Here is a 14,772-nt window from a genome sequence, read left to right as displayed (position 1 = left end):
CCAGAACCGGCGGCCGCCTCGTCGGGCGGCCGCGTGGGTGACTACGCGTGCAGGGAGGCCGCCGGGTCGGCGGGCCACCAGCAGGACAGGCGCGTAGGCATGCGCACACCCTACGCGCGGTCCGGGAGGTGCGGAAGCCGTTCGGCGGACTGGCGTGGGCGGTGACGCCGGGCGGCGACGTCAGCGGGTACGTTGACCGCGATGAACATTCTCGCGCTGGACCTGGGAACCTCCTCGGTGCGGGGGCTCGTGATGGACGCCGACATCCGTCCCCTTCCGGGTGCGTTGGCGCGGCGTAAGACCGTGCTCACCGTCGACGGTGACGGCGCCGGCACCCTGGACCCTCGGCAGTACCTGGCCTGCCTGATCGAGTGCCTCGACGAGTTGCACGAACACGGTCACCTGCGCGAGGTGGACCTGATCGCGGTCAGCGCCCAGTGGCACTCGGTGCTGCCGCTGGGCGTCGACGACGAACCACTCGGCCCGGTGCTCACCTGGCTGGACACCCGCCCCGAGCCGTCGCCGGCGCTGGGCGGGCCGGTCGACGCGGTCGACTACCACCAGCGCACCGGCACCTGGTGGCACCGCTGCTACTGGTCGGTGCGTCTGCCGTGGCTGCGTGAGCAGGCCGGCACCCGGGTGGGCCGCTTCACCGGCCTGGTCGAGTACGCGCTGGGACGGCTGCTCACCGACGCGCCGATGTCGATGTCGCAGGCCTCCGGCACCGGCCTGCTCGACCTGGGCACCCTGGACTGGGATCCCGAGGCGTGCACGCTGGCCGGCACCCGCGGCGAGGATCTGCCCGAGCTGGCCGGTCGGGACTGGCGGGGTCGGTTGCGCGGCGAGTACGCCCGCCGCTGGCCGGACCTGGCGCAGGCGTCCTGGACGGCCCCGGTCGGCGACGGCGCCGCCTCCAACGTCGGCTCCGGCTGCATCGACGACAGTCGGGCGGCGGTGACCGTCGGCACCTCCTCGGCGGTACGGCTGTTACAGCGGATGCCCGCACACGCTCCGCAGTCGCCGCTGCCGCAGCGGCTGTGGCGCTACCGCGTCGACCACGACCACGTCGTCACCGGGGCGGCGTACTCCTCGGGCGGGAACCTGTTCGCCTGGGCGGACCGGGTGCTGCGTCTGCCCACCGGCCCGGCGCTGGAGCAGGCCCTGGCGCTGCTGCCGCCCGGCGAGGGCGTACCGGTCAACGTCGGTTTCGGCGGCGACCGGCCCCCCGGCGACCGGCGGGCCGGCTCCGGTGAGCTGCGCGGACTGGGCTTCGGCACCACCTCCGTGCAGATTCTGGCCGGGCTGATGCACGGCGTGTGCGAGCAGGTCGTGGACGACCTGGTGCGGCTGGAGTCGATGGTCGGCCGGCCCACCGACGTGGTCCTCGGTGGCGGCGCGATGGCCGCCTCACCCTGGTGGCGCCGCACCTTCGCCCAGGTGCTCACTCCCCGGCGGGTCGACTTCGGACGTCACCCGGAGATCGGGGCCACCGGCGCGGCGCTCGTGGCGACCGGCCGGATCACCGATGCCGTGGTGGTGGCCGACATCAGCCGGACGGATGATCAAGCTCCGGCGACCCCGGCATAGGGTGGCGACCGGCGGTCTCGTCCTGAACCCTTCGTAAGGGCAGGACGTTGACACTGCTCGGGGGCCTGGTTGGATGGACCGCGCTCCCCGAGGTCACGGCGGGCGCGTGGGGAGGAGGACCCTGTGGGTGCAGCACATCAGACGCCCGAGGTGTCAGCGCATCGCCGACGGCGGTTCGACGTTCGGGTGGTGCCCCACCGACGTCGTTCCGCGTTCCGGTTGCGGGACTGGCGGATGCGGACCAAACTCGCCGCCGTGCTGGTCATCCCGTCGGTGGCGTTCCTGGTCATGGCCGGGGTGCAGACCCAGAGCCTGGTCGGGCGGGCGAGCACGCTCGGCGACTTCGCCGCGCAGGTCACCGTCGGTGAGGAGATCACCTACCTGGTGCACATGCTGCAGCAGGAACGCGACCGTACCGCCGGTGAGCTGCCCGTGCTGCGCGCCAGCGCCGACGAGGCCGGCCGCGCCGCGATGCTGGGCTCGTTGCAGCAGTACCGGGATGCGACCGACGACGCGATGCGGGCGCTGCGGGAGGTGGCCGAGCCGGTGGCCGAGGCCGACCCGGCCTGGCGCGACACCTACTCGGTGGCGTCGCAGGCGGTGCAGCAGGTCGAGTACATCCGCGGTGTCATGGCGACCGTGGTGCTCAGCGACGACACCATCCTCGGCAACTACCACCGGGCCATCGAGGGGCTGCTGACCCTGCTCGCCCAGCCGGCGCCGGGCAACGACCGCCCGGACCTGGCCGACGCGGTGCTGCGGTACGTGCAGTTCGCCCGGGCCAAGGACATGTCGGCGCGGGTCCGCGCGGAGGTGTACGCCGCCGCGCGCGACAGCGGCTACAGCGCCGACGGCGGGGCGCGGCTGGCCGAACTGCGGGCCCGCCAGCTGACCGCGCTGGGCGTGTTCCGGATCGCCGCCACCAACGGGCAGGTGGCCCGCTACGACGAGATGACCGTGACCCCGATCTTCGCCGCCACCAGCGAGCTGGAGGATCGGGCCATCGCCCAGATCGCGGCCGGTCGGTTGGTGCTGACCGGCGGGCAGTGGTGGGAGGCCAGCGACAACCGCCACGAGCTGCTGCGCCAGTACGAGGCCGAGGTGCTGGCCGAGGCGGTGCAACAGGCGCAGGCGGCCAGCAGCAGCCAGCTACGTCAGACACTGCTGCTGATCGGTGCGATCATCACGGTGCTGCTGGTGGCGGTGCTGATCTCGGTGCTGGTCGGCCGGTCGTTGGCCCGGTCGATCCGGCTGTTGCGTTCGCAGGCGCTGCGCATCGCCCAGGTCGAGCTGCCCGAGGCGCTGTCCCGGCTACGGTCGGTCTCCGGTGGCGTGCCGCCCATCGAGGTGTCCCCGGCGGTGGTCCGCTCGCTCGACGAGATCGGTGAGCTGGCCGAGGCGTTCGTCGCCGTGCACCGCAGCGCCGTCGGCGTGGCGGTCGAGCAGGCCAACATGCGACGCAACGTCAACGCGATGTTCGTCAACCTCGCCCGACGCAGTCAGGTGTTGGTCGAGCGGCAGTTGGAACTGCTCGACGACCTGGAGCGCGAGGAAGGCGACCCGGACCAGCTGGAAAACCTGTTCAAGCTGGACCACCTGGCCGCCCGCATGCGGCGTAACGACGAGAGCCTGCTGGTGCTGGCCGGCACCGAGTCGACCCGGCGGTGGAACCGGCCGATCGGGCTGGGCGCGGTGCTGCTGGCGGCCAGCGCGGAGATCGAGCAGTACCAGCGGGTACGGCACGAGGCCGTGGCGGACCTGCACGTGGTCGGGCACGCCGTCGGCGAACTGGTCCACCTGCTGGCCGAGCTGCTGGAGAACGCCACCGCCTTCTCCCGCCCCGACACCGTCGTGCAGGTCATGGCCCGGGTCGAGGGCCACGGCGCGGTCGTCGAGATCGCCGACCAGGGCATCGGCATGACCGAGACCGCGTTGGCCGAGGCCAACGCCGTCCTGGCCAGCCCGCCGGCCGCCGACGTGGCGACGGTGGAGCGGATGGGTCTGTTCGTGGTCAGTCACCTGGCGGCCCGGCACGGCATCGAGGTGCGGCTGCACGGCGGTGTCGGGGGCCTGGTGGCCCGGATCCGGCTGCCCGGCGCGCTGCTGGCGGCGGCACCGGCACCGAACGTCGACCCGGCGCCGGCGCCGCGGATCTCGGCCGGCATGACCGCCCACCAAGGCGGACGGCCCGGCCCGGTGGAGCTGCCGGTCGCCGGCCGTCGGCCGACCACCGTGCCCCGCCAGACCCATCCGGTACGTGCCGAGACCGTGCTCGCCCCGGCGGCGGCTGTCCCGGCCGGCGGCGGTGGTTGGTGGTCCCGGGAGGGACCGTCGGGGGCCGTGCCGACGACGGGGGTCGGGCAGCCGGCCCCGCCGACGGTGCCGGTGACCGCCGGCACCAATGCGCAGGGCCTGCCGATGCGGGTGCCGATGGCGCAACTGAGTTCGGTGACCCAGCCGGCCCGCCCGGAGCAGCAGCGGCCGGTCCGGCACGATCCCGACCCGGAGGCGGTCGGCGGCATGTTGTCGAAGTTGTACAGCGGTGTGCGGCGGGCCGAGGCCGAGGAGACCATGCAGATTCCCGTGCAACCGTCCGGTGTATGGAACGAAGGGGGACCAAGGTGACCACCTTGTCGCAGCAGGCTCGGGATCTGAGCTGGCTGGTCAGCGCATTCGCGGATCGGGTGCCGGGAGTGGCACACGCGATCGTGGTGTCCTCCGACGGGCTGCTGGTGGCGATATCGGACAACCTGCCCCGGGACCACGCCGACAAACTCGCCGCCGTCACGTCGGGCCTGATGAGCATCACCGCCGGTGCCGCGCAGATGTTCGACGGTGACGTGGTCAAGCAGACCGTCGTCGAGATGGGCCGGGGCTACTTCCTGGTGATGCAGGTCCGCGACGGATCGATCCTGGCCACCCTCGCCGCGGCGGACGCCGACATCGGTGTGGTCGGCTACGAGATGGCGCGGCTGGCCAAGCAGGCCGGGGACATGTTGACCCCGGCGCTGCGCGCCGAGTTGCAGCAGGCCCTACCGCGCTGACCCGGTCTGCCCGGGGGACCTGACGTCCCGGATGCGGTGTCCTCGGCCTACCGCAGGCCGAGGGCGCCGGGGGTGCCGCGTCGGGAGGCGAGCCACCAGGCGACGGTGGCGGCGACGGCGATGACCCCGCTGAACACGAACGGTGCCTCGATGCCGGCGCCGGCGGCGAGCGCGCCGCCGGCCAGTGCGCCCAGCGCGGTGCAGCTGTAGGTGACCATGCGGGAGGCGGCGATCACCCGGCCGAGTAGGCCGCCGGGCACGAGTCGTTGCCGGACGGACAGGGCGGCCACGTTGAGCACGGCGAACGCCGCGCTGGTGGTGACCACCACGACCACGGCGGCGGCGCGGTGCGGGGTGACGGCCAGCAACACCGGGGCACCGGCGGTGACGGCCATCGACCAGGTGAGCACGTGGCGGTGACGGAAGCGGGCGACCAGCCGGTCAGCGGCGAACGAGCCGATCAGGCCCCCTGCGGCACCGGTGGCCAGCAGCAGGCCGAAGCCGAACGCGCCGAGGCCGAGGGCGTCGCGGGCGTAGAGCACGAAGATCGCGAACCAGGCGGTGTCGGCGGCGGCCACGGCGGCGGTGACCAGCACCAGGGTACGCAGCATCGGCTGGCGGATCAGCCACCGCAGGCCGGCCAGGACGCCGTCGCCCTCGGCGTTCGACGTCTCGTCGGTGGTGGACGCGCTGGTGGCTCGGTGGGCCAGGGTCAGCGGCAGGGATAGCACGAGCATCACGGCCAGGGCGAGGGTGGCGCCGTTGACGGCGAAGGGGATGGCCGCGCCGACGACGAACAGCATCGCGCCCACCGGGGGACCGACGAACTCGTTGCCGACGATCTCCCCGGCCACGAGCCGCCCGTTGGCCTTCTCTAGCTGGGCGTCGGCGACGAGCCGGGGTACGGCGGTCTGGGCGGCGGTGTCGCGGAGGGTCTCGCCGATGCCGAGCAGGAAAGCGGCGGCGACGACCAGGGCGATGGTGGCCCAGCCCAGGGCCACTGCGGTGGCGAGGGTGGCCAGCACGACGACCCGGGCGGTGTCGGCGGCGGCGAGCAGGGTGCGGGCGCTGCGGCGGTCGGCGAGGGCGCCGGCGAGCAGCCCGGAGACGAGCCAGGGCAGGAACTGGGCGGCGGCGACGGCGGCGACGGCCAGCGGGTCGTCGGTGAGTGCCGCGGCGAGCAGCGGGAACGCGGCGACGCGGATGCCGTCACCCAGGTTGGCCAGGGCGGCGGCGCTCCAGAACGTCCAGAACGGCCGCCCTAACGGGGCGCGATCGATCATGTGGCCGACCCTAGTGCAGGGCCGGTGGCGGGCGTGGTCCCGCGTCGCTGCCGCAACGGTGCGGGTCACGGCCGGAGGTGGGCGGTTAGCAGGGGTCCCCTGCTATGCGTGAGGCGTTAGCAGGGGACCCCTCCTTACACCTCAGAGAGCGTTGTCGGCGATGACCTGGCGGTACCAGTGGGCGCTGCGCTTGAGCACACGGCGCTGGGTGGCGTAGTCGACGTAGATCAGGCCCCAGCGCTGGTCGTAGCCCTCGGCCCACTCGAAGTTGTCGAGCAGCGACCAGACGTGGAAGCTCTCCAGCGGCACGCCGTCGGTGACGGCGCGGTGGGCGGCGGCGAGGTGGTCGCGCAGGAAGGTGACCCGGCCGGTGTCCTCGACGGTGCCGTCGGCGGCGAGTACGTCGGGAGTGGGCAGGCCGTTCTCGGTCACGGTGAGCGGGATGGGGCCGTAGTCGCGGGTGACCCGGGTCAGGATGTCGTACATGCCGTCGGGGTAGATCTGCTGCCACTCCGCCTCGGAGGTGGGCCAGCGGCTGACGGTGCCGCCGTTGGCGGTGACGTAGATCGGGGTGTAGTACTGCACCGCGAGCAGGTCGATGGGAGAGGAGATGATCTCCAGGTCGCCATCGCGGATGCCGCGCACCATGCGGCTGTCCGGCCCGAGGTCGGCCAGGACGTCCTCGGGGTAGCTGCCCTTGAGGGCGGAGTCGAGGTAGAGGCGGTTCTCGTAACCGTCGTAGAGGCGGGCGGCCTCGGCGGCGGCGGGGGAGTCGTCGGCGGGGTAGCAGGGGTGCAGGTTGAAGGCCGGGCCGATGCGGCCGGTGCTGCTGGTCTCGCGGAGTGCGCGGACCGCGAGGCCGTGGGCCAGCTGCAGGTGGTGGGCGACCAGGTAGGCGGCGTCGGGGTCGCGCAGGCCGGGGGCGTGGTGGCCGGTGAGGTAGCCGTTCTGCACGACGGTCTTGGGTTCGTTGATGGTCAGCCAGACCGGGACGCGGTCGCCGAGGGCGTCGAAGAGGATGGCGGCGTAGTCGGCGAAGCGCTGGGCGACATCGCGGGACTCCCATCCGCCGGTGTTCTGCAACGCCTGGGGCAGGTCCCAGTGAAACAGGGTGGCCATCGGGGAGATGCCCCGCTCGTGCAGGCCGTCGACGAGGCGGCGATAGAAGTCGAGGCCGCGTTGGTTGGCGGGGCCGGTGCCGTCGGGCTGGATGCGCGGCCAGGAGATGGAGAACCGGTAGCTGCGCAGCCCCAGGTCGCGCATCAGATCGAGGTCGTCGGCGTAGCGGTGGTAGTGGTCGGCGGCGACGTCTCCGGTGTCGCCGTTGCGGATGCGCCCGGGGGCGTGGCTGAAGGTGTCCCAGACCGATTCGCCGCGGCCGTCTTCCTTGGCGGCGCCCTCGATCTGGTAGGCGGAGGTGGCCGCGCCCCAGCCGAAGTTCTGTGGGAAGGGCAGCCGGACCGCCGGGCTGGTGTCCGGTGCGGTGCGGTCGGTGTCGCCGGGCTGGCAGCCGGCGAGGGTCGCGGCGCCGGCGGCCGCGGCGGTGGTGCCGATGGCGGCGCCCGCGGGGGTGACGGCCGTGGCCGAGAGCGCCGCGTGGCGCAGCAGGTCGCGCCGGGTGAGTATCGACATGAGTTCTCCTCGTGGATGGTTGACCGCCTGAGCCCTCGGGAGCGCTCCCAATACAGGGTAAAGGGTGGGCGGTGCCCGCCAAGGGCCGGATCGTCGCAGGTCGGGGCTGCCTTGGCGGCGGGGACGGCTGAGAGTGGGAAAGATGGCGCTGCCGGTCGGGCATCGGGGTCGGCGGGACCGGGGTGCGCTGAGCTCCGCAGGGCGCGTACCGGGGTGGCGCGCCCGGGGCGGTCGGCGGGCGTCGCACGGTCGGCGGGCGGGTCGACTGCCGTTGCGGGGCGCGCGTGTGACGCGCGTCTGACCCGTCGGCCTCTTTTCCCATCGTGAACGGGGGTTTAGTGTGGGGACGGGGGAGGGCAACCCCCGTCCCCACTGTGTTGCGGTACACGCACGGGCGGATTTGGCGTCCCAGTCGTGCGTGTCGCGCGGGAGCCGGGCCACGCGAGTGGCTTGAGGTCCACCTCCCTCCACTGTGGTGGGGCGGCGGCTGACGGCGGTGTCCGGGCTGGCCCGCCGTCGGCCTCTGGTCTACTCCCCGGCGCTGTGGGCACAGCCCCGGGTGATCTTCTTTTTGGAACCTTGTCGATGGAAGCGCTCCCATCGACGTTGCTGCGACTGTAACGCCCGTCACGGCTTTGTGAAAGCCCCAAAACGAGATCGAAACAAGCCGGTGTTTCCGGAAGTTCCTGTGCTGGATCTGGGAGCGCTTCCATGGCAGACTGTCGATCGACCGCGTGGAGCCAGATACGCGTGAGTGCAGGTTGCCGAGGGCAGCCCGGCTTGTCCGGTACGGCGTCCTGATCGCAGCGGGGAGCAGCAGTCGTGCGACGGCGCCCCCGCCGCTCCCGGCCTCGTGCCGACAGAGAGACCACCATCCACTTGGCGCCTCGCGGACACCCTGTCGGCGTGGCGTCGCGCCGGGGCGGCACCGTCCCCGGCCTGGTCCGAGGAGACACCGCGCAGATGAAGAATCTGGCAAGACGTCGGCGCATGGCGTGGCTCGCCGCCGCGGCGCTGGCGATCGGCGGGGTGACCGTCCCCGCCGCCGCCGCACAGGCCGCACCGGCCTGCGACGTGGTCTACGCGACGAACGACTGGAGCAACGGCTTCACCGCCAACGTCACCGTCAAGAATCTGGGTGACCCGATCACCGGCTGGACGCTGAAGTTCGCCTTCCCCGGCAACCAGCGCGTCACCCAGGGCTGGTCGGCCCGCTGGACCCAGAGCGGCAACGAGGTCACCGCCGTCAACGAGTCGTACAACGGCAACCTGGCCACCGGCGCCAGCACCACCATCGGCTTCAACGGCTCCTACAGCGGCAGCAACCCCAAGCCGACGTCCTTCTCGGTCAACGGGGTCACCTGCGGCGGCGTGCCGCAGCAGCCGCCGACGGTGAGCCTGTCGGTGCCCGCCGGCCCGTTCGTGGCCCCGGCCGACGTGCCGCTGACCGCCACGGCCAGCGACGCCGACGGCACCATCACCAAGGTCGAGTTCTACCGCAACGGGTTGCTGGTCAACACCGACACCACCGCCCCGTACGCATACACGCTGGAGGACCTGCCGGCCGGTGCGTACACGGTGCAGGCGCGGGCGTACGACAACGCCAACCTCTCGGCGGTGGCCGAGCGGTCCTTCACCGTCACCGCGGCCACCGGGCCGGCGCTGGTCGCCACCCCGACGTCGGTCAGCGTGCCGGAGGGCGGCACCTCGACGTTCAACCTCAAGTTGGACCGGGCGCCCACCTCGAACGTGGCGGTGAGCCTGGCGCGCACCGGTGACTCGGACATCAGCGTCACCCCGTCCACGGTCACGTTGACTCCGAGCAACTGGAGCACCGGCGTCACCGTGACCGTCGCGGCGGCGGAGGACGCCGACACCGTCGGCGGCACCGCCACCATCACCGCCTCGGCCACCGGCTACGCGCCGCTGGCGATCACCGCCACCGAGATCGACAACGACGTGCCCGGTGGCGGCGACGGCGAGTACGTGGAGCGGTTCCTCGCCCAGTACGGCAAGATGAAGAACTCGGGCTACTTCAGCCCCGAGGGCGTGCCGTACCACTCGATCGAGACGCTGATCGTCGAGGCGCCGGACCACGGCCACCAGACCACCTCCGAGGCATTCAGCTTCTGGCTGTGGCTGGAGGCGTACTACGGGCGGGTGACCCAGAACTGGGCGCCGTTCAACAACGCCTGGACCGTGATGGAGAAGTACATCATCCCGTCCTCGGCCGACCAGCCGACCGCCGGCTCCGCCGGTGACGCCAGCTACGCCGCCGAGCACGACCTGCCCAACCAGTACCCGTCGCAGTTGGAGACGTCGGTCCCGGTGGGCCGCGACCCGCTGCGCTCGGAGCTGCAGCAGTCCTACGGCACCGGCGACATCTACGGCATGCACTGGCTGCTCGACGTCGACAACACCTACGGCTTCGGGCGCTGCGGCGACGGCACCACCCGGCCGGCGTACATCAACACCTTCCAGCGGGGCACCCAGGAGTCGGTGTGGGAGACCGTGCCGCAGCCGTCCTGCGACACGTTCCGCCACGGCGGCCAGTACGGCTACCTCGACCTGTTCGTCAAGGAGTCCAACGCCCCGGCGCGGCAGTGGAAGTACACCAACGCCCCGGACGCCGACGCCCGTGCCGTACAGGCCGCCTACTGGGCGCTGACCTGGGCCAAGGAGCAGAACAAGCAGGCCGACGTGGCGGCCACCGTGACCAAGGCCGCCAAGATGGGCGACTACCTGCGGTACGCCATGTTCGACAAGTACTTCAAGCGGATCGGCAACTGCGTCGGGGCCAGCCAGTGCCCCGCCGGTAGCGGCCGCGACTCCGCGCACTACCTGCTGTCCTGGTACTACGCCTGGGGCGGCGCGTACGAGACCAGCCAGAACTGGTCGTGGCGCATCGGTTCCAGCCACAGCCACTTCGGCTACCAGAACCCGTTCGCGGCGTGGGCGCTGACCAACGTCAACGAACTCAAGCCGCGCTCGTCCACGGCGGCGGCGGACTGGACCAACAGCCTCAACCGGCAACTGGAGTTCTACACCTGGCTCCAGTCGGCCGAGGGCGGCATCGCCGGTGGCGCGACCAACAGCTGGGGCGGGCACTACGGCACGCCGCCGGCCGGTACGTCCACCTTCTACGGCATGTTCTACGACGTCGACCCGGTCTACAACGACCCGCCGTCGAACCAGTGGTTCGGCATGCAGGCCTGGTCGATGCAGCGCATCGCCGAGCTGTACCTGGTCAGCGGAAACGCCAAGGCCAAGGCGCTGCTCGACAAGTGGGTGCCGTGGGCGATCGCCAACACCACGCTGGGCGCCAACTGGTCCATCCCGTCGGACATGGCCTGGAGCGGACAGCCGACCACCTGGAACCCGAACAACCCGCAGCCGAACACCAACCTGCACGTCGAGGTGACGGTCAAGGGCCAGGACGTCGGCGTCGCCGCCGCCTACGCCCGCACGCTGATCGCGTACGCGGCGAAGTCGGGCAACGAGGCGGCGAAGACCACCGCCAAGGGTCTGTTGGACGCCCTGCACGCCAACAGCGACGCGCAGGGTGTCTCGACGGTGGAGAAGCGGGGCGACTACCGCCGCTTCGACGACGTCTACGACGCCTCCACGGGACAGGGCCTCTACATCCCGCAGGGATGGAGTGGCCGCATGCCCAACGGTGACGCCATCGCCCCGGGCAAGAGCTTCCTGGACATCCGGTCGTTCTACAAGAACGACCCGGCGTGGCCCAAGGTCCAGGCCTACCTGGACGGTGGGCCGGAGCCGGAGTTCCGCTACCACCGGTTCTGGGCACAGGCGGACATCGCCATGGCGTACGCCGACTACGGGAAGTTGTTCCCCAACGGCTGACCGAAACTCCTCCGGGTGGGCGGTGACCCACCCGGAGGCTTCGGCCGGGCCTCGGGGGTAGAGGCAGGTACCGGCCGAATGACGGCCTGACACCCACGGTCAGGCCGGGGTGGGTCGGCCCCTCTGGCCGACGCAGCGGAGCGGTCGACCCACCCCACCGCCCCGATTTCGGGGGCGGGTACGCAGATCGCGGAAAAATGTGACCGACCCGGGATCACACACCGGCCCGGGACGGAGTAACGTACATCACCGGAGAGGCCGCTCCCCCCGTGGCGGCCTCTCCCTTATTGTGCGGGCTCTTTACCGTCCGCCCCGGCGCTCGACGCCGCTTCCGCGCCCGCCTCCGGCACCACCGGATGCCGCACCCCCGGATGACCGGCCGGCAGCGACCGGCGGATCACCGCCCAACTCACCGCCAACGCCGCAGCCACCAACGGCCACGTCATCCCGACCCGGGCCGCCGCCAGACCCAACACCTGCCCGCTCAGGTACAGCGGCACGAACACCGCCAGCCGCACCACGTAGGTCGCCGTCCAGACCCAACTGGCCCGCCCGTACGCCCGCAGCAACGCCGGATCACGCCGCCACCGCCCCCGCTGACCCAACGCCGTACCCACCACCACACCCAGCAGCGGCCACCGCAGCACGATGCTGGCCGCCCACGCCAGGGCACTGGCCACGTTGGCCAGCAACTGCACGAGGAAGAAGTCCTCGGCCCGCCCGGTACGCACCACCACCAGCGCGGCCACACAGACGGCCAACAACCCGATCACCACCGACCGGGGCCGGTCGCCGCGCCGCAGCCGCCACCCGGCCACCACCGCTCCGGCCACCAGCGCCGCCGCGACACCCACGCGCACCGACTGGCCGGCCACCAACCATCCCAGCGTGAAGGCCAGCGGAGGCACCGTGGCGTCGATCGCCCCCTGCCGTCCGCCGAGCAGGTCGGCCAACGACTCCGGCCGCTGCGCCGCCGCCGGGTCGCGTTCCGACGTACCGGTCACCATCTCCTCCTTCACCTGCGCCCCAACCTATCCCCGCGACATCGGCGGGCCACCGGCCATCCGGCCCCACCGTGCCGCTAAGTTGTCCGGGTGCGTGTGACGCCCCGGGGTGGGACTGCGGTCTGGCTCGTCGTCCTGGCCCTCATCCAGGTGGCGGCCTTCATCGCCATCTGGCGCCTGGCCCTCTACACCGGCCTCGGCCAATGGATCGACACCGTGGCGCTGACCGGCAACCGGATCGGCCGCGACCACATCCAGGAACCCGTCGACCACATCCTCAACGCCATGTCCGTGGTGTCCCTACTCGCGGTCACCATCACCATCGGGTTCATCGCCCTCATCCGAGGCCGGATCGCCCTCGCCGTCGCCGCCACCGCGCTGATCGCCGGCGCCAACGTCAGCACCCAACTGCTCAAGTACGGCCTGGCCCGCCCCGACTACGGAATCGACCCCGAACGCGCGTTCGTCGGCAACAGCCTGCCCAGCGGCCACACCACCGTCGCTGCCTCCGTGGCCGTCGCTCTGGTGCTGGTGCTGCCACCCCGGGTCCGCGCCCTCGGCGCGGTCATCGGCGCCACCTACGCCGCCGCCGCCGGAGTCGCCACCCTGTCGGCCGGCTGGCACCGCCCCAGCGACGCCGTGGCGGCGTACCTCGTCGTCGGCGTCTGGGCGGCCCTGGCCGGACTCCTGCTGCTGGTCACCCAACGCGAACAGGCCGAGGTGGAACCGGGCGACGCGCACCGGCTCACCGCCACCCTGCTCGGCGTCGGCGGCCTCCTGGTAATCGCCGGTTGCGCCCTGGCCCTCTGGTGGCTCATCGGCGTCCGCGGCACACCCCCGCAGGCACTCGGCCGCCGCCCCCTGTTCCTCGGGTACGCCGGCAGCGCCGCCGGCATCGTCGGCACGATGGGGGTCGTGATGGCACTGGTACTGGCCTCCGTGCACCGCATCGTCCCCCGCCACCAGGGCTGACCCGTGCCCCCTGACTCGTTCGAGCCGGTCCGCGACGCCTTCGCCGCCGAGTGCACCCGGCTGGGCGAGGTGCTGAGCACCCTCGACGACGCGGACCTGACCCGCCCCACCGACTGCCCGCCCTGGAACCTGGCGCAACTGCTGGCCCACGTGCACACCGGCGTCGGCCGATTGGCCGACATGCTCGCCGGACCGGCACCCGCCCAGGCCCGGGTCGACGCCGCCGAGTACTTCGGCGCGGCCAAGTTCACCCCACATGTCGACGCTGACCGGATCGCCTCCGCGCAGGCTTCCGCAGACGTCGACAGCGCGTCCCGGCTGGCCGCCGAGTTCGACCGCGCCTGGCGGACCACGCTGGCGGCCGTGGACGCGTACCCGCCGGACCGGGTGGTGCGCACCCGGCACGGCGATGCGATGACGGTCACCGAGTTCCTGCGTACCCGGGTGCTGGAGGTCGGGGTGCACGGCCTGGACCTGGCCGCCGCCCTGGACCGACCGGCCTGGCTGACCCCCGCCGCCGCGCAGGTGATCGCCGACCTGCTCACCGGCGGGCAGGACGTCCCGGCGGAGCTGAGCTGGGACCGGCTGACCCTGATCGCCAAGGCCACCGGCCGCAGCCCGCGCAGCGCCGCCGAACAGGCCCTGCTCGACAACGCGGGGCTGCGGCTGCTCTCCTTCGGCCAGAGTTAGGTAGATGCAGTCTACGTAGATGGCGTGGGGTCGTCTCCCTTTCGGATCAGGGCGCGAGGTGCTGAGTCAGCCGGCGGTAGCCATCGCTGCTGCGGGAGCCCAGTAGGTCAACCACTGCGCGAAGGCCGTCGGGTCTCGCAGCTCAAGGTCACCGTCGGATTCCCACCTCAGCCAGTCGGGGCGGAGATATCCGATCAGCGCCAACCGCCCATCGTCGGGTCCGAGCAGTTCGAGCCAGAGATCGGGCCACTGCATCCAGTCCATGACCTCGGTGTCGGGCCGTATTGCCAGTGCCGTCCGCAGGGTAGTCAGCGCCTCTGCGTCACGCTGGTCGGCGAGGACGGGACGACGACCACGCCGTTTGCGATGGGGTTCACCCGGCCCGGCCGAGTCGAAGATACGGACCCGACTGGTGCTCTCGACCGTCCCGGCCACGTCAGCAAGGAGATCGGTGGTCACGCTCGCCATTCTTGACGCGCAGCGGCGCGAGAGCCAGCAGGAATAGACGTACCGCCGAATCGTCAGTACGGCCCTTCCGCACCTTCAAGATCACGCTCGATCCTGGATCGAGTGGTCTCCTGGCGCGACGGCAACCACTCGATCCAGGATCGAGCGTGATCTTCTGCATGGACACCTTCTACCGAAAAAGGGTGTCATGCGGGTGGATGTCGTGCCCCTCGACTACCCGCCCTG

At 71.8% G+C, this 14,772-nt stretch carries 10 protein-coding genes; 6 read left to right on the top strand and 4 right to left on the bottom strand.

What is annotated here, in order from left to right:
* Window positions 1-201 precede the first annotated feature (201 nt).
* The 3 genes from ACZ31C_RS13540 to ACZ31C_RS13530 all read left to right on the top strand — a co-directional run bounded on the left by ACZ31C_RS13540 (window position 202) and on the right by ACZ31C_RS13530 (window position 4,631).
* Complete coding sequence (locus tag ACZ31C_RS13540; RefSeq protein ID WP_465795524.1) at window positions 202-1,587, top strand: FGGY family carbohydrate kinase; 1,386 nt, start codon at window positions 202-204, stop codon at window positions 1,585-1,587.
* Between the two features lie 189 nt (window positions 1,588-1,776).
* Complete coding sequence (locus ACZ31C_RS13535) at window positions 1,777-4,212, top strand: sensor histidine kinase (protein ID WP_465795523.1); 2,436 nt, start codon at window positions 1,777-1,779, stop codon at window positions 4,210-4,212.
* Entirely contained in the window at window positions 4,188-4,631 is a 444-nt protein-coding gene (locus tag ACZ31C_RS13530) for a roadblock/LC7 domain-containing protein (RefSeq protein WP_449948927.1), read from the top strand. The genes ACZ31C_RS13535 and ACZ31C_RS13530 overlap by 25 nt, the downstream gene beginning before the upstream one ends.
* A gap of 47 nt (window positions 4,632-4,678) precedes the next feature.
* On the opposite strand, the gene ACZ31C_RS13525 is transcribed toward ACZ31C_RS13530, so the two are convergent.
* Window positions 4,679-5,914, bottom strand: a complete 1,236-nt coding sequence (locus ACZ31C_RS13525) for an MFS transporter (RefSeq protein ID WP_465795522.1) — start codon at window positions 5,912-5,914, stop codon at window positions 4,679-4,681.
* Window positions 5,915-6,055: 141 nt separating this feature from the next.
* The gene (locus ACZ31C_RS13520) at window positions 6,056-7,546 is read right to left on the bottom strand and encodes a GH1 family beta-glucosidase (protein ID WP_465795521.1); all 1,491 of its coding nucleotides are present in this window, start codon (window positions 7,544-7,546) and stop codon (window positions 6,056-6,058) included.
* Between the two features lie 963 nt (window positions 7,547-8,509).
* Here ACZ31C_RS13520 and ACZ31C_RS13515 point away from each other — a divergent pair.
* Entirely contained in the window at window positions 8,510-11,413 is a 2,904-nt protein-coding gene (locus ACZ31C_RS13515; protein WP_465795938.1) for a glycoside hydrolase family 48 protein, read from the top strand.
* A 284-nt stretch (window positions 11,414-11,697) separates the two neighbouring features.
* Here ACZ31C_RS13515 and ACZ31C_RS13510 read toward each other — a convergent pair whose 3' ends face one another.
* On the bottom strand, window positions 11,698-12,417 hold the full coding sequence (locus ACZ31C_RS13510; protein WP_465795520.1) for a DUF3159 domain-containing protein: 720 nt from the start codon (window positions 12,415-12,417) through the stop codon (window positions 11,698-11,700).
* Between the two features lie 90 nt (window positions 12,418-12,507).
* Here ACZ31C_RS13510 and ACZ31C_RS13505 point away from each other — a divergent pair, with 90 nt between their 5' ends.
* Window positions 12,508-13,389, top strand: a complete 882-nt coding sequence (locus ACZ31C_RS13505; protein ID WP_465795519.1) for a phosphatase PAP2 family protein — start codon at window positions 12,508-12,510, stop codon at window positions 13,387-13,389.
* Window positions 13,390-13,392: 3 nt separating this feature from the next.
* Window positions 13,393-14,079 carry a maleylpyruvate isomerase N-terminal domain-containing protein gene (locus tag ACZ31C_RS13500; protein ID WP_465795518.1) on the top strand — a complete coding sequence of 229 codons (687 nt, stop codon included), beginning with the start codon at window positions 13,393-13,395 and terminating at the stop codon, window positions 14,077-14,079.
* Window positions 14,080-14,145: 66 nt separating this feature from the next.
* On the opposite strand, the gene ACZ31C_RS13495 is transcribed toward ACZ31C_RS13500, so the two are convergent.
* Complete coding sequence (locus ACZ31C_RS13495; RefSeq protein WP_465795517.1) at window positions 14,146-14,538, bottom strand: hypothetical protein; 393 nt, start codon at window positions 14,536-14,538, stop codon at window positions 14,146-14,148.
* Window positions 14,539-14,772: the final 234 nt, after the last annotated feature.

The sequence above is a fragment of the Micromonospora sp. NPDC023869 genome (genome assembly GCF_055559695.1).
This window is presented reverse-complemented; position numbering and strand designations above follow the sequence as displayed.